Source organism: Myxococcus sp. AB056, from assembly GCF_006547365.1.
Lineage (GTDB): Bacteria > Myxococcota > Myxococcia > Myxococcales > Myxococcaceae > Myxococcus > Myxococcus virescens.
The window spans coordinates 88,244-105,233 of sequence record NZ_VHLB01000021.1; the positions used below are offsets into that span (position 1 = coordinate 88,244).

The window sequence follows — 16,990 nt, forward strand, 5'->3', positions numbered from 1 at the left end:
ACACCATGAGCGAGAACAACGGCAGCGCGGGTAGCGACATCGCCATCATCGGCATCGCCAGCCGCTTCCCCGGGAGCGCGGACGCACGGGCCTTCTGGCGCAACCTCCGCGAAGGCGTGGAGTCCATTTCCCGAGTGCCCGCCGAGGCGCTGGAGCCTTCTCCGCTGATGTCCGAGGCGGTGCGCCATCATCCGGACTTCGTGCCGGTGGCGGCGGAGCTGGAAGGCGGCGACCGCTTCGACGCGGCCTTCTTCGGCATGGCCCCGCGCGAGGCGGAGTGGATGGATCCGCAGCAGCGCGTGTTCCTGGAGTGTGCCTGGACGGCGCTGGAGGATGCGGCGCTCGACCCGGAGCGCTTCGCGGGAAAAATCTCGCTCTACGCGGGCGCGAGCGCATCCCTGCACGGCCTGGCGATGTTGGGGCAGGGGAATCTGGACCCGGCCTCGTTCTACGAGCTGATGAGCACCTCCGCGGAGAACCTGGCGACGCGGGCGTCCTTCAAGCTGGGCCTGCGGGGCGAAAGCCTGTCGCTCTACACCGCCTGCTCCACGGGACTGGTGGCCGTCCACATGGCCTGCCAGAGCCTGCTGATGCGCCAGTCGGACGTGGCGTTGGCGGGCGCGGTGCGCCTGGCGATGCCGCAGCGCTCGGGCTACCTGTTCCAGGAGGGGATGATCCTGTCGCCGGACGGGCACTGCCGCGCGTTCGACGCGCGCGCGGCGGGAACAGTGCCGGGCAACGGCGTGGCGGTGGTGGTGCTCAAGCCATTGGAGGACGCGCGCAGGGACGGTGATCGCGTGTACGCGGTCATCCGCGGCTCCTCCATCAACAACGACGGCAGCCTGAAGGTCGGCTACACGGCGCCCAGCGTGGAGGGGCAGGCGGACGTCATCGGCGAGGCGCTGGCCTTCGCGGGCCTGGACGCGGGCGACATTGGCTATGTGGAGGCGCACGGCACGGGCACCTCGTTGGGAGACCCCATCGAGGTCGCGGCGCTCACGCGTGCGTACCGGCGGCACACGGACCGGAAGGGTTACTGCGCGCTGGGGTCGGTGAAGCCGAACGTAGGCCACCTGGACACGGCCGCCGGTCTGGCGGGGCTCATCAAGGCCACGCTGGCCCTGGCGCATGAGGAGCTGCCGCCCACGCTCCATTTCGAGCGGCCGAATCCCGCCATCGACTTCGCGAACAGCCCGTTCTTCGTCGTCGACCGCCTGCGGCCCTGGCCCCGGGGCCCGGTGCCTCGCCGCGCGGGCGTCAGCTCGTTCGGAATTGGAGGGACGAACGCGCACGCGGTGCTGGAGGAAGCGCCGCTTCCGGAGCCTGCCTCGCCCAGTGTCCGGCCCACCCAGGTGGTGACGCTGTCGGGCCGCTCGGCGGAGGCCCTGGACGCCGCGGTGCGGGACCTGGCCGCCTGGCTGGAGGCCGCGCCGACCGACGTGGCGCTGGAGGACGTGGCCTTCACGCGCAACATGGGCCGCCGTGCCTTCGAGCACCGGCGGGCCTTCGTGGCGAAGGACCGCGCGGAGCTGCTGGCGAAGCTGCGCGGCCCGGGGAAGCCCCAGGTCGTGGAGAACGTCGTGGCGGCGCGCGAGCAGGGCGTGGCCTTCCTGTTCCCGGGCCAGGGCGCGCAGACGGTGGGCATGGGACGCGCGCTTCACGCAGCGGAGCCCGTCTACCGTGAGGCCCTGGAGGACTGCCTGGAGGGGCTGGGGGCCCGGTTGGGGGCGGCGGTGCGTGACGTGCTGTTTCCCTCGCCTGGAGCCGAGGCCGCCGCGGAGCAGACGTTGGCCGACCCGGGCATCGCGTTGCCCGCCCTGTTCGCCGTGGAGTACGCGCTGGCGCGTCAGTGGGAAGCCTGGGGTGTGCGCCCGCGCGCGCTGCTGGGGCACAGCTTTGGCGAATACGTGGCGGCCTGTCTCGCGGAGGTGCTGTCGCTGGAGGATGCGCTGGCGCTGGTGTCGGCGCGAGGCCGCCTGATGGCGCGGATGCCGCCCGGAAGCATGACGGCGGTGGCTTGCGCGGAAGAGGAGGTGCGTCCGCTGCTGACGGGGGCGTTGTCGCTGGCCGCAGTGAATGGGCCGGACCGGTGCGTGGTGTCCGGGCCCTCGGAGGACGTGGAGGCGTTGGAGCGCGAGCTGAGCGCGCGGGGCGTGGGCGTGCTGCGGCTGCCCGCGCGGCATGCGTTCCACTCGGTGGCGGTGGAGCCGGTGATGGAGGAGCTGCGGCGAGTGGTTGCGGGCCTGCGCCTGTCCGCGCCCCAGCGTCCGTACATCTCCAGTGTCACCGGGACGTGGATTCGCCCGGAGGAGGCGACGGATCCGGATTACTGGCTGCGCCAGATGCGGGCCCCGGTGCGCTTCGGGGACGGGCTGGAGACGCTGAAGGCGGACGGGTGCGACGTCTTCATCGAAGTCGGCCCGGACCAGGCGCTGACCGCCCTGGCGAGGCTGGGGCTGCGAGGGCACCGAGGACGTGCCGTGGCCTCGCTGCCTCGGGCGGGCTCGGCCCTGGATGCACACGCTGCGTTGATGGAGGCGCTCGGAGCGGTCTGGGCGCAGGGGCTCGCCATTGACTGGCAGCGCGTCTATGCGCACGAGTCACGCCAGAAGGTGGCGCTGCCCACCTATCCCTTCCAGCGGCAGACCTTCCGGACCCCGCTGCCCACCTCGGTGGTGGCCCGGCCGGAGACGTCCACGGTGGTGGTGGAGCGTCCCGCGGAAGCCGGAAGCGCGCCCCACCTGGAGGCGCCAGCGGAGCAGGCCGGGGCCCACACGGACGTGGAGCGCAAGGTCCTGGCCATCTGGCGCGAGCGGCTGGGCCGGACCGACTTCGGCATCCACGACGACTTCCTGGAGCTGGGTGGCAACTCGCTGATGGCGGCGCAGTTGTTGACCCGCCTGCGGGAGGCATTCCCTGTCTCACTCCCCTTGAGTGATGTCTTCGATGCGCCCACGGTGGCGGGCATTTCGGCCCGCATCCAGGCGCGGCTGGGCACGCCGGGGACGGCGTCCGCGGACCCGGTCTTGCCGCGACTGGTCCGCATCCCGCGTGATGGCGCGTTGCCGCTGTCCGTGGTGCAGGAGCGCATCTGCGCGCTGGAGCAGACGCTCCCCGGTAACCCGGCGCTGAACATGTATGTGGTGCTGCGGCTGCATGGCGCGCTGGACGTGGCGCTGCTGGAGCGGGGACTGGAGGCGGTGGCACAGCGCCACGAGGCGCTGCGCACGTCCTATCCGCGCGGTGAAGGCGCTCCGAGCGTCCGCATCGCCCCGGAGCTGAAGCTGCCGCTCGCCGCCGAACCGCTGGACCCCGCTGCGTGGCAGCCGCGCGTGCACGACGAGGTGGCCCGGCCGTTCGACCTGGAGCACGGGCCGGTCGCCCGCGCTCGGCTCTGGCGGCTGGCGCCGGAGGAGCATCTGCTGGCCGTCACCGTGCACCACGTGGTGTGTGACACCTGGTCGCTGGTCGTGCTCGCGAAGGAGCTGGGGGACCACTACACCGCCTTCATGCAGGGGCGGCCGGTGGCGCTGTCCACCTTGCCCGTGCAGTACGTGGACTACGCGGCCTGGCAGCAGCAGGCGCTGAAGAGCGGCGCGTTCGCTTCCCAGGTCGCGGCCTGGCGCGGGCGTCTGGCGGCGTTCCCGCGTCCGCTCGAGCTGCCGGTGGACCGGCCGAAGGGGGATGGGCCCGCGCTCCGTGGCCAGTGCTTGCGCGTGGGCTTCTCGCGCGCGCTCTCGGCCTCGGTTCAGGCGTTCGCGCAGCGAGAGGGTGCTACGCCGTTCATGGTGCTGTTGGCATCCTGGAAGGCGCTGCTGTCGCGCTGGACGGGCCGGGATGACGTCGTGGTGGGGACGCCCATTGGCAACCGGAGCCGGCCGGAGTTGGAGCCGTTGATCGGCTACGTGGCGCACTCCGTCCCGTTGCGGACGGACCTGTCCGGGGACCCACCCTTCAAGGAGCTGGTGGCGCGCGTGCGCGAGGTGATGATGGAGGCCTACGCGCACCCTGACGTGCCATATGAGTCGCTGGTGCGGGAAATCGAGCCCGCGAAGGACACCGGCCGCGGCCGGGTCTTCGACTCGATGTTCGTGCTGCACAGCCGGTTCAATCTGAACCTGGAGCTGCCGGGGCTGCGCATGAGCCTGGCGGAGCTCGACAACGGTCCACCTGAGTTCGGCACCGTCCTGTCGGACCTGTCCGTGGGCCTGGGTGAGCACGAGCACGGCTTCTCCGGTACCGTCGACTACGCGGAGGAGCGCTTCGAGCGGGACACCGTGGAGCGGATGGTGGCGCACTGGACCGCGCTGCTCGAAGCGGCGGTGGCGGAGCCCGGCCTGGCCCTCTCCGCGCTGCCGCTGGAGCACGCACAGGCCAGTCAGGCGCTGGCCTCGGAGCCTGAGACATCCGCATCGGCGGTGACGCCGATCGCGGCGCTGCTTCGGGCTCGTGCCATGACGGACGCGTCCCAGGTGGCGATGACGGCGCCGGACGGGCGGGGCGTGACGTGGGGCGAGTTGCAAGGGGCCGTGGGGCGTCTGGCCGCTGTGCTGTCGGACCGTGGCGTAGGGCGCGAGGCGTTGGTGGCGGTGTGCCTGGAGCCGTCGCTGGAGCGCGTGGTCGCGCAGTGGGCGGTCCAGGAGACGGGCGCGGCCTATGTCCTGCTGCCCGTGCCTCGGTTGATGGAGCTGCCGGACCTCGCGCCTCCAGGCGCGCCGCCTCCGCTGCTGTTGACCCACGCGAAGGTCCGCACGGGCGTGTCCCTGGATGCCGCGCGCGTCCTCCATGTGGAGACGGTGCTCGCGCAGACAGGAGATTCCGTCCGAGGCATCCCAGGGGAGCCGCGGCGGGCTTCTGACTCGGAGCGGGTCTGCCTCGAGCCGTGGACAGGGCCGCGGGGCGAGCAGCTCCAGGCCATCCACACACACCGCACCGTGGCGGAGCTGTTCGGCCGTCTGGACGCGGAGGCCGCCACGGAGGGAGGCGTCTGGCTCGCGGCCGAGGAGCCGCAGGGCCCCGGCACCGGGCTGGAGGTCCTCTGGGCCCTGACACGCGGGCTGCGGGTGGTGTTGCCGGCGGAGCGCGCGCGCTTCACGCCGGTGGGGGCTGGCGCGGAGCCTTCTCGACGGCGCCTGGACTTCAGCCTGTCGTTCTTCGCCAACGACGAGGACTCGCTGGGCGGCCGCAAATACCGCCTGCTGCTGGACGCCGCGAAGTTCGCGGATGCGAATGGCTTCTCCGCGGTGTGGACGCCGGAGCGGCATTTCCATGCGTTCGGCGGCCTGTACCCGAGGCCGGCGGTGGTGGGCGCGGGGGTGGCCACGGTGACGCAGCGCCTGGGCATCCGCGCGGGGAGCGTGGTGCTGCCGTTGCACGACCCCATCCTCGTCGCGGAGGAGTGGGCCGTGCTGGACAACCTGTCCGATGGCCGCGTGGGCGTGTCCTTCGCTTCGGGTTGGCACGCGAATGACTTTGTGTTCGCGCCGGACCGGTACGCGCGCCGGAAGGAGGTCATGCACTGCGGCATCGAGGAGGTGCGCACCCTGTGGCGAGGCGGGACGGTGCGCCGGCGCAACGGCGCGGGCGCCGAAGTGGCGCTCTCACTGCGGCCACGCCCGGTGCAGAAGACGCTCCCCATCTGGCTCACCGCTGCCGGAAACCCGGAGACCTTCCGGCTGGCGGGTGAGCTGGGGGCCTACGTGCTCACCAACCTGATGGGCCAGCACCTGGAGGACCTGGAGGGGAAGGTGGCGCTGTACCGCGACGCCTGGCGGCAACATGGCCATGCGGGACGGGGACACGTGAGCTTGATGCTGCATGCGTATCTCGGCGACGACCCGGCCGAGGTCCGGCGGAGGGCGCGTCAGCCGCTGCTCGACTACTTCCGCAGCTCCGTGGACATCGCCACGGGCTTCATGGCCGGCATGGGGCTCGACATGGACCCACGTTCGCTGACGCCCGCGGACATGGATGTGCTGCTGGCGCACGGCGTGGAGCGGTACGTGGAGAGCGGCGGCCTCTTCGGTACGCCGGACTCCTGCGGTCCCATGGTGGAGCGTGTCCAGCAACTCGACGTGGACGAAATCGCCTGCCTGGTGGACTTCGGCGTGGAGGTGGAGGCGACCCTGGAGGGGTTGCGGCACCTCGACGCCTTGCGCGGTCGCCATTCCCCGGAGCCTGGACTCGCGGTCCCCATGCCGTCGCTGCGGGAAGGCCCGGGTGCGGCGGAGGCCCTGCTGGCGCTCGTGCGCGAGGCGGGCATCACCCACCTGCACTGCACCGCGGCGCTGGCGCGCTCGATGCTGGCGCTCCCCGACGCGGCGGAGGCGCTCCGGCCCGTCCGCCACGTCTGGCTGGAAGGCGCGTCCGAAGAAGCGGCGGCATCCCTGGCGCGCGCAATGCCCTGGCGTGTCGCGCACCGGCATCTGGGCCTGGGTGCCTGGGCGCTCGCCTCCGCGCAAGGAGATGCCTCGCGCTGGGACGTCGTGGATGGGCGCGGCCAGCCCGTGCCGGTGGGCGTCATCGGTGAGCTGGTGATGAAGGGCGCGGGCGTGCCTCGCGGGCTCTGGAACGCGCCGGACTCCACCCCCGTGCGCATCCTCGCTGGAAGCACGGATGCCGCGAGGCGGATGGCCACGGGACGGCGTGCGCGGCGCAAGCGGGATGGCTCGCTGGAGCTGTTGCCCGCCCTGCCTGTCCCGGAGGGCAGGCCGACACCCCCGAAGGTGATGGGCGCTCGGGATGGCGTGGCGAAGAAGCCCGAGGCACCCGCGCCCATCACCCGGGTCCCCCGTGGCCGTCCGCTCCCGCTGTCCTTCGCGCAGCAGCGGCTCTGGTATCTGGACCGGCTGGAGCCGGGCAACGTCGCCTACAACAACGCCGTCGCGTTCACCGTGAGCGGCGCCCTGGATGTCGCGGCCCTGGAGCGAGCGTTGAACGCGGTGGTGCGCCGGCATGAGGCCCTGCGGACCACGTTCTCCATGGAGGGCACCGAGGCGGTGCAGACCATCGCGCCGTCGCTGGAGGTCTCCATCTCCCTGGATGCGGCGGAGGGCGCCAGTGCAGCGGACGTCGCCCGCTGGACACGTGAAGAGGCGCGCCGTCCCTTCGACCTGGAGCGGGGACCGCTGCTCCGCGCGACCTTGCTGCGGTTAGGGAGTACCGAGCACGTCCTGCTCATCACGCTGCACCACATCATCTCGGATGGCTGGTCCGCGGGGGTGATGGTGCATGAGATGGCTCGGCTGTACGAGGCCGAGCTGACGGGTCGGCCTGTCTCCTTGCCCGCGCTGGCGGTGCAGTACGCGGACTACGCGCTCTGGCAGTTGGAGCAGATGCGAGGCGCCGCCCTGAAGGCCGAACAGGCGTGGTGGCGCGACGTGCTGGCGGATGTCCCCGTGCTCCAACTGCCCGTGGACCGTCCGCGTCCTCCGTTGCAGACGCACGAGGGCGAGCAACTGCCCTTCGCCGTTCCGAAGTCCCTCACCGACGCCCTGGTGGCGGTGGGGCGGAAGGAGGGCGCCACCCCCTTCATGGTGCTGATGGCCGCGTGGCAGGTCCTGCTGCATGCGTACACCGGGCAGGATGACTTCGCGGTGGGCACGCCGGTGGCGGGTCGCGACCGGCCCGAGGTCGAACCGCTGATTGGCTGCTTCATCAACTCCATGGCCCTGCGCGCCGACCTGTCCGGCGACCCCTCGTTCGCGGAGGTCCTGGGGCGGGTGCGAAGGACGGCGCTGGACGCGTTCGCGCACCAGGAGGTGCCCTTCGAGAAGCTGCTGGAGGTGCTGCACGCGCCGCGCGACCTCAGCCACACGCCCGTCTTCCAGACGATGCTGATTCTGCACAACACGCCCGCCGCGGCGTTGTCGCTCGTCGGGCTCCAGCTCCGCAGTCGTCCCGTGCATGCGGGTGCGACCAAGCTGGACCTCGCGCTGGAAGTCACCGAGACGCCCGAGGGGCTGCGAGGCAGCATCGAGTACAACACCGGCCTCTTCGACGCGGAGACCATCGCCCGGCTGTCGGGCTCGCTCCTGCGCTTGCTGGAGGCCGCCGCGGGCAGCCCGGAAGTCCGGCTGTCCCAGCTCGACCTGCTGGACCGCGCGGATCGAAACCGGTTGCTCGTGGAGTGGAATCCAGCGCCCACGGCGGGGCACCTTCTGGCGGACACGTTGCCTTCGCGGTTCCTGGCCCAGGTGTCACGGACGCCGGACCGGGTGGCGGTGGAGGATGGTGTCCGGACACTCACATATCGCGAGGTGGAGGTGCTGTCGGGGCGGCTGGCCCGGCACCTCGTGTCGCGAGGCGTGAAGCGAGGTGACATCGTCGCGCTCGCGGTGTCGCAGCCGGCGGATGTCGTCGCGGGGATGATGGGCGTGACCCGGGCGGGTGCGGCCGTGGTGGTGCTCGACGTGGACCACCCGGCGCAGCGTCTGGCCGACATCCTCGCGGACACACGGGCCCAGGCGCTGGTCGCCTCCGAGTCGTGCCGTGCCCGGGTTCCCTCGCGCGAGGGGCTGACGGTCATCCCCCTGGATTCCCTGCCCGAGGCGTCCGAAGACGTGCGCTGCCTTCTGGAGGGGACGGATGCGGCGTGTGTCGTCTACACCTCCGGCTCCACCGGCCGGCCGCGTGGCGTGGTGCTGGAGCACCGGCACCTGGTGGCCGCGACCCAGGCCCGCGCTGACGTGTACGGCGAGCCGGGGGTGGTGATGTCCCTGGCACCTTTCACCTTCGACGCCTCGCTCGCGGGACTGCTGTGGTCCTTGTTCGGAGGCGGCACGCTGCGCTACCCGGACGCCGAGGAACATGGGGACCCGCGCCGGCTCGCCGAGCGGATCGCGCGCTCTCACGTCACGCACCTCGTCTCCGTGCCCTCGCTCTATGGGCAGATATTGGCGGCGGCGCCGGTGGGAGGGCTGAGGGGCCTGCGCGCGGTGAGTGTGGGAGGTGAGCCGTGTCCCGTGGAGTTGACGCGGGCGCATCATGAGGCACTGCCCGCGGTGTCCCTGTTCAACGAGTACGGCCCCACGGAAGCCACCATCTGGAGCACGGTGCACCGGGTGCGTGTGGACGAAGAGGGGCGCGTGCCCATCGGGCGTGTGGTGCCTGGGGCCCGCGTGTACCTGCTGGACGCGCACCGCAGGCTGGTGCCGCGGGGGGCACCGGGCGAGCTGTACGTGGGCGGCGCAGGCGTGGCGCGAGGCTACCTGGGCCAGCCTGGGCTCACGTCCGAGCGCTTCGTGACAGACCCCTTCGACGGCCGCTTGGGCGCGCGCATGTACCGCACGGGCGACGTGGCACGCTGGCGGGCGGACGGGACGCTGGAGTTCATCGGCCGCGTGGACCATCAGGTGAAGGTGCGGGGCTTCCGCATCGAGCCGGGTGAGGTCGAAGCCGCGCTGCTCGCGCATCCGGCGGTGAAGGAGGCCGTCGTCGTCGCGCGTGAGGATGGGAAGGGGCCGAAGCGCCTGGTCGCCTACGGGGTGCTCGCGACGGAGGGGCCAGGTGAGAAACCAGACGCACAGGCCCTGAAGGAGTGGGTGCGTTCGCGCCTGCCGCCGTACATGGTCCCCGCGGCCTTCGTCGCGATGGACGCGCTGCCGCGCACGCGGCACGGCAAGGTGGACCGCCGGGCGTTGCCCACGCCGGACCCGGCCTCCGCGGCGGCGCCGGCCGCTCCTCATTCGGAGGTGGAAGCCACGCTGGTGTCGCTCTGGCGGGAGGTGCTGGGCGTCGAACGCGTGGGCATCCACGACGACTTCTTCGAGCTGGGGGGCGACTCCATCCTGGGACTGCAGATTGTCACCCGTGCGCGCGCGCAGGGCATCGAGCTGTCCCCGAAGCAGCTCTTCCAGAACCCGACGGTGGCGCGGCTCGCCTCGGTCGCGGGAACGCGTCTGGCGGTGCAGGCCGAGCAAGGCCCCGTCGTAGGGCCGGTGGCGCTGACGCCCATCCAGCACTGGTTCTTCGAGCTGGGACTGGAGGCGCCACACCACTGGAACATGTCCTTGCTGCTGGAGGCGAGAGCCTCCCTGGACGCCGCCTTGCTGGAGCGCGCGCTGGCGCACCTGCTGGCGCATCATGACGCGCTCCGGTCGAGCTTCGCGGGCGGGGAGGACGGCTGGCACCAGGCCATCTGCGAGCCAGGCGCGCGCGTCACGGTGGCGCGCGCGGACCTATCCGCCGTGCCGGAGGCGGAGCGCCCCTCGGCGCTGTCGCGGCACGCGGAGGCGGCGCAACGCGCGCTGCGGCTGGAAGGGCCGCTCGTCCAGGCGGTGTTACTGGAGTGGGGCGCGGGCCATCCCACGCGGCTGATGCTGGCGGTGCATCACCTCGTGGTGGACGCGGTGTCTTGGCGCATCCTCCTGGAGGACCTGGCGACGGCGTACACAAGGCTCGCGGCGGGGGACGCCGTGGTGCTGCCCCCGAAGACGACGTCGTTCCAGGCGTGGGCCCGTGGCTTGGAGGCGCTGGCGCGCTCGCCGGCGCTGACGGCGGAGCGGGACTGGTGGCTGGAGCGGCCCTGGCGCGAGGCCTCCCGGCTGCCCGTGGACTTCACGGGGGGCCTCAACACGGAGGCCACCGCGAGCACGGTACAGGTGACGCTGGAGCCAGAGCAGACGCGCGCGTTGCTGCAGGATGTCCCGAAGGCCTGGCACACGCAGCCTCAGGATCCCCTGCTGACGGCGCTGGCGCAGGCACTGACCGCGTGGGCGGGAGGGGCCGTCGTGCTGGTGGACGTGGAGGGGCACGGACGGGAAGAGGTGCTTCCGGGCGTGGACGTCTCTCGCACGGTGGGCTGGTTCACCCGGGTGTTTCCCGCGCTGCTGGACCTGAGGGGGACGACGGGGCCGGGCGAGGCACTTCGCGCCGTGAAGGAGGGGCTGCGCGCCGTACCGTCACGAGGCATGGGGTGGGGGCTGCTCCGTTACGTGTCGAGGGACGCGGCGCTGGCGGCCTTGCCGTTGGCGGAGGTGGGCTTCAACCACCTGGGGCAGCTCGATGGCGTCGTGGGCGAGGGGGCTCCCTTCGTGCTCGCCCCCGAGGCGGCGGCCCTGCGGCAGCGAGCCCCGAGCGCGCGGCGGCCATACCTGCTCGATGTGACGGGAATGGTGCGTGACGGGCGACTGGTGGTCCTCTGGACGTTCAGCGAGGCGGTGCACCGCTGTGAGACGGTGACGCGTGTCGCCGAGGACTTCCTCGCGCGCCTCCAGGCGCTGGTGCACGCATCGCGCGCGCCGGATGCGGGAGGGCACTCGCCCTCGGACTTTCCGCTCGCGAAGGTGAAACAGGCGCAGCTCGACAAGCTGTCCGCACGGTTTGGAAAGAAGACGCGATGAGCGACAACATCGAGGACCTGTACCCCCTGTCGCCGTTGCAGGGCGGCATGCTGTTCCATGCCATCGCAGAGCCCGGCCGGGGGCTGTACTTCAACCAGCTCGTCTGCGAGCTGCGCGGCCACCTGGACGTGGAGCGCTTCACCCAGGCGTGGAACACGGTCGTCGCGGCGCACCCGGTGCTGCGCACGGCGTTCGTCTGGGATGACGTGGACGAGCCGATGCAGGTCGTTTTGCGCGAGGTGGACCTGCCGGTCCGCATCGAGGACTGGCGCGACCTGTCGCCCGAAGCACGCGAGTCCCGGCTGGAAGCCTTGCTGGCACAGGACCGTCGCGAGGGCTTCGACCTGTCCTGGGCGCCGTTGGTGCGCCTGGCGCTGCTGCGCGTCGGCGAAGACGCGCATCGCTTCGTCTTCAGCCACTCCCACCTGATCCTGGACGGCTGGTCCGTGCCGCTGGTGATCCGCGACGTCCTCGCCCTGTACGAGGGCGCGTGCGCGGGGAAGCAGCCTCGCATCGCGGCGCCTCGGCCGTATCGGGACTACATCGGGTGGCTGGGCGAACAGAACCTGGCAGTGTCCGAGTCGTTCTGGCGGCAGGCGCTCGAAGGCTTCGACGCGCCCACGAATCCTCGCGTCGAACCCGGTGGGGGGGAAGGGAAGGGCAAGGCCTCGCGGGAGCTGTTCCTGTCGGAGGCGCTCACCTCGGAGCTGAGCCGCTTCGCGCGAAGGCAGGGGCTCACGTTGCACACCCTGGTGCAGGGGGCCTGGGCCTTGGTGCTCGGTCACCTGTGCGGGGCGGACGATGTCGTCTTCGGCACCACTGTCTCCGGACGTCCCCCGGGACTTGCGGGCGTGGAGGACATGGTCGGGCTGTTCATCAATACCCAGCCCGTGCGCGTGCGGTTGCCTCCCGGTGCATCGTTCGGGCCCTGGCTGCGGCAAATCCAGGAGATGCAGGTGGAGGCGCGGCAGCACGAGCACGCGCCGCTGGTGAAGGTCCAGCGCTGGAGCGGGGTGCCCGCTGGCACCTCGCTCTTCGAGACGCTGGTCGTCTTCGAGAACTATCCGCTGGATGCCGAGCTCACGTCCTCCGCCAGGGCCTTGGCGGTGCGGGATATTCGCGCGGTCGAGGCGGACCACTTCCCGCTGACGCTCATCTCGACGAACGGCTCCCAGCTTCCGCTGTGCTTGCGGTACGACCGTGCACGCTTCTCCGCGGCCTTCGCGGATGGACAGCTCGAACGAATTCGCCTCGTGCTGGAGGCGATGGCGGCAAGGCCGGACGGTGCTCTGGGGACGCTGTCTCTGCTCTCCGAAGCCGAGCGTCACCAGGTGCTCGTGGCGTGGAACGACACGAGCACCGGCTTCACACCCTGGGGCAGCGTGCAGGAGCGCTTCCTGGCGCAGGTCGCACGCAACGCGGACGCGCCAGCGGTCCGGTGCGAGGAGAAGGAGGTGACGTACGGGGCGCTGGACGCATGTGCCAATCAGCTCGCGCACCAGTTGAGAGGGCAAGGCGTGGGGGCGGACGTGCCCGTGGCGCTGTGCCTGGAGCGAGGTGTGGAGTGGGTGGTGGGGATGCTCGGCATCCTGAAGGCAGGGGGCGCCTATGTGCCGCTGGACCCCTCGCAGCCAGAGTCCCGGCTGCGGATGCTGGTGGAAGAAGTCGGCGCGCCGGTGGTGGTGACGCAGGCGCGCTACGCCGCGATCTTCGAAGGGACTCGCGCGCGCCGGGTGGTGGTGGATGGAGAGGCCGCGCTGCTGGAGCAGTGGCCTTCAGCGGCACCGCCGCTCGTGACGGTGCACCCGGAGCAGTTGGCGTACGTGCTGTTCACGTCAGGCAGTACCGGGCGGCCAAAGGGGGTGGCGGTCACACACGGGCAGTTGGCGAATTATGTGCAGGCGGCCATTGAGAGGTTGGGTTTGGCCGACTGCGCCAGCTTCGCGCTGGTGTCGACGGTGGCGGCGGACCTGGGGAACACGGTGTTGTTCCCGGCGCTGTGCACCGGAGGGCTGCTGCATGTGTTGACGCAGGAGCGAGCGAGCAGTCCGTCGGGCGTGGCGGAGTACTTCGCCCGGCATGGGGTGGACTGCGTGAAGCTGGTGCCCTCGCACCTCGCGGCGCTGATGAGCGGCGCGGAGCCGGGGCTGGTGCTGCCGAGGAAGCGGCTGGTGGTGGGCGGGGAGGCGGCGTCATGGAGCCTACTGGAGCAGGTGCATGCGCTGGCGCCCGGGTGCGAGGTGTACAACCACTACGGCCCGACGGAGGCGACGGTGGGCGTGTTGGCGGGGCGCGTGGAGCTGCCGCGTCGGCCGACGTCGCCGGTGGTGGTGCCGCTGGGGCGGCCGATGGGCAACACGCGGGTGTACGTGCTGGATGGGAGCCTGCGGCCCGTGCCGGTGGGAGTGGCGGGGGAGCTGTACGCGGGAGGCGCCCAGGTGACGCGAGGGTACCTGGGGCATCCGGAGCTGACGGCGGAGCGGTACGTGCCGGACCCGTACGGCGGGGAGCCTGGCGCCAGGATGTACCGCACGGGAGACAAGGTGCGGTGGCTGGCGGACGGGCGTTTGGAGTTCATCGGCCGAGTCGACTTCCAGGTGAAGGTGCGGGGCTTCCGCGTGGAGCCTGGGGAAGTGGCGACGGTGCTCAGAGCGCATCCCGAGGTCCGGGATGCGGTGGTGGTGGCGCGCGAAGACGTGCCCGGAAACAAGCGACTGGTGGCGTATGCCACGCCCACCTCGCAGCCAGCGCCTGACACGGCGGCGCTGCGCGCGTTCCTCCAGCAGCGGCTTCCTGGGCACATGGTGCCGTCGGCGCTGATGGTGCTGGACGCCCTGCCGCTGACACCCAATGGCAAGGTGGACTGGCGCGCGCTGCCGCCGCCAGCGCTGCCCGAAGAAGCAGCGCGAGTCTTCGAGGGGCCGCGCAACGCGAAGGAAGAGACACTCACGGCCATCTGGGCGCAGGTGCTCGACCGGCCGCGAGTGGACATCCACGAGAACTTCTTCGAGCTGGGGGGCGACTCCATCATCGCCATCCAGGTCATCTCGCGGGCTGAGCAGGCGGGGCTGCACCTCCGGATGAAGCAGCTCTTCGACCACCCGACCGTGGCGGGGCTGGCGGCGGTGGCGGGGGATGCTCCCACCGTTGAACCCGAGCTCACGGAGGAGCCTCCGTCCGGGCCCGCTTCCGGCTTTCCGTTGTCGGGTCTCTCCCCGGACGGCCTGGAGGCGTTCTCCAAGAGGCTGGCCGCGCACGGTTACCACCTGGAAGACATCGAGGACCTTTACCCGCTGTCACCGCTCCAGCATGGAATCTTGATCTCCCATCTCCAGGAGAGCGAGACCCAGCCGTATTTCAATCAGATCTCCTTCGAGCTCGAAGGCCCACTGGATGAGCGGGCCTTCGTGGAAGCGTGGCGGCAGGCCGCCGATCAGTACGCCATCCTCCGGACCGCGTTCTTCTGGGAGGGGCTGGACACGCCGCTCCAGGCGGTGATGCGCGAGGTGCTGCCTCCCGTCGACGTCGAGGACTTGCGTCACCTGTCTGAGGCCGACCAGAAGGCCCGACTGGCCGCGTTCTTCGAGGAGGACCGCCGAAGGGGGCTGGTGCTCACCCGCGCGCCCGGCTTCCGGCTGACGATGCTTCGCACGGGAGCGCGTGTGTGGCGCGTGGTGTTCAGCCTGACGCACCTGTTGCTGGACGGGTGGTCCACGCAGGTGGTGCTGCGGGAGGTCCTCACCCGGTATGAGGCGCTGCGGCGAGGCGTGACGCTGGCACGAAGCGCCGTGCGGCCGTACCGCGACTACATCGCGTGGCTGGGGCGTCAGGACCTGGGCGCCGCGCGGGACTTCTGGCGCGCCGCGCTGGCGGGCTTCACGGAGCCTACCCGCTTGGAGCTCGGAAGGGCGCCGCGTGATGTGACGCTCCTGGGGGAAGTGCTGCTCCGGATGAGCGCGGAGGAGACGGCGGCACTGGAGGCCTTCTCGCGCCAGCAGGGCGTCACGGGAGGCACGCTGTTGCAAGCGGCCTGGGCCCTGTTGCTGTGGCGCTATACCGGAGAGGACGACGTCCTGTTCGGGTTGACCGTCTCCGGCAGGCCCCCGGTGCTTGCCGGCATCGAGGCGATGGTGGGCTTGTTCATCAACGCCATCCCCGTGCGGGTACGCCTGCCCGCGTCGAGCCCCGTGGGCCCCTGGCTGAAGGGGCTGCAAGCCTGGCTCCAGGAGGCGAGGCAGTACGAGACGTCGCCTCTGGTGGAGGTGCGCCGCTGGAGTGAGGTTCCTCCTGGCCCCGCGTTGTTCGAGAGCCTGGTCGTCTTCGAGAACTACCCCCGGGACGCGGGCCTCACCACGATGTCGGACGAGCTGGTGGTTCGCGACCCGTACATCGTCGAGGTGGACTCACATCCGGTGACGATGATGGCCGTCCCCGGGCGTGAATGGCAGCTGCGCCTGACCTACGACGCCAGGCGCTTCGACGCGTCGGCGGCGAAGCGGATGGTCGCGCAGGCCCGGCAACTCCTGCGCGAGCTGTGTCGTTCGGAGCACCGGACTTTATCTGAGCTGTCGTTGATGTCGGTGGAGGAGCGACGCGTCCTGGTGGAGGAGTGGAGCGGGCGGCGAGAGGAGTACCCGAGGGAGGCGTCGCTGGCGGAGTTGTTTGAAGCACAGGTGGAGAGGACACCGGGCGCGATGGCGGTGGAGTGGGCAGGGGAGCAGGTGAGTTACGAGGCGTTGAATCGCCGAGCAAACCAGTTGGCGCACCACCTGAGGGGGATGGGAGTGGGCCCCGAGGTACGAGTGGGTTTGTGCGTGGAGCGCTCGTTGGAGTGGGTGGTGAGCGCGCTGGGGATTCTGAAGGCTGGGGGCGTGTACGTGCCGCTGGACGCGAGCTACCCGCTGGAGCGGCTGGGGTGGATGAAGCGAGAGGCGGGGGTGGCGCTGCTGGTGGGGCAGGAGCGGCTGGCGGACGAGGTGGCGTCGGGTGGCGAGTTGGTGGTGTGCGTGGACACGGAGTGGGACACGCAGATTGCGAGGCAGCCGGAGACAAACCCGGGAGTCCGAGTGGGAGGAGGCAACCTGGCGTACGTGATGTTTACGTCGGGAAGCACGGGGAAGCCGAAGGGGGTGGCGGTGCCGCAGCGTGCGGTGACGCGGCTGGTGGTGGGAAGCGGCGTGGCGGACTTCGGGCCTGAGGAGGTGTGGCTGCAAATGGCGCCAACGGGCTTCGACGCGTCGACGTTGGAGGTATGGGGCGCGCTGCTGCACGGGGGGAAGCTGGTGGTGTACCCGGAGGGGCCGCTGGAGTTGGAGGCGGTGGGGCGGAGGCTGAAGGAGGCCGGGGTGACGTCGCTGTGGCTGACGGCAGCCCTCTTCGAGCAGATGCAGACGTACCAGCCGGAAGCGCTGAGTGGAGTGAGGCAGGTGCTGGCGGGAGGAGACGTGCTGTCGGTGGGGCGGGTGAAGGAGCGGGTGAGGAGTGGAGGCGTCCTCCTCAACGGGTACGGGCCAACGGAGGGGACGACATTCACGACAGTGCACCGGGTAGCAGCAGAGGAGGACGTGGGGTTGACGGTGCCCATTGGGAAGCCGGTGGGGAATACGCGGGTGTACGTGCTGGACGAGGGAATGCGTCCGGTGCCGGTG

At 71.0% G+C, this 16,990-nt stretch carries 2 protein-coding genes; both read left to right on the forward strand.

Features of this window, described 5'->3' with window-relative positions; genetic code table 11:
- Positions 1-5 precede the first annotated feature (5 nt).
- Positions 6-11,342, forward strand: coding sequence for a non-ribosomal peptide synthetase/type I polyketide synthase (locus tag FMP39_RS12480; RefSeq protein ID WP_141590128.1), 11,337 nt, complete (start codon positions 6-8; stop codon positions 11,340-11,342).
- Positions 11,339-16,990, forward strand: a 5,652-nt coding sequence (locus FMP39_RS12485) for a non-ribosomal peptide synthetase (protein ID WP_141590129.1), incomplete at its 3' end; no start/stop codon positions are given. The genes FMP39_RS12480 and FMP39_RS12485, both read left to right, overlap by 4 nt.

Bases quoted from the DNA above. Each gene is read 5' to 3' on its own strand.
- FMP39_RS12480 (WP_141590128.1), top strand. From the start codon at position 6: ATGAGCGAGAACAACGGCAGCGCGGGTAGCGACATCGCCATCATCGGC.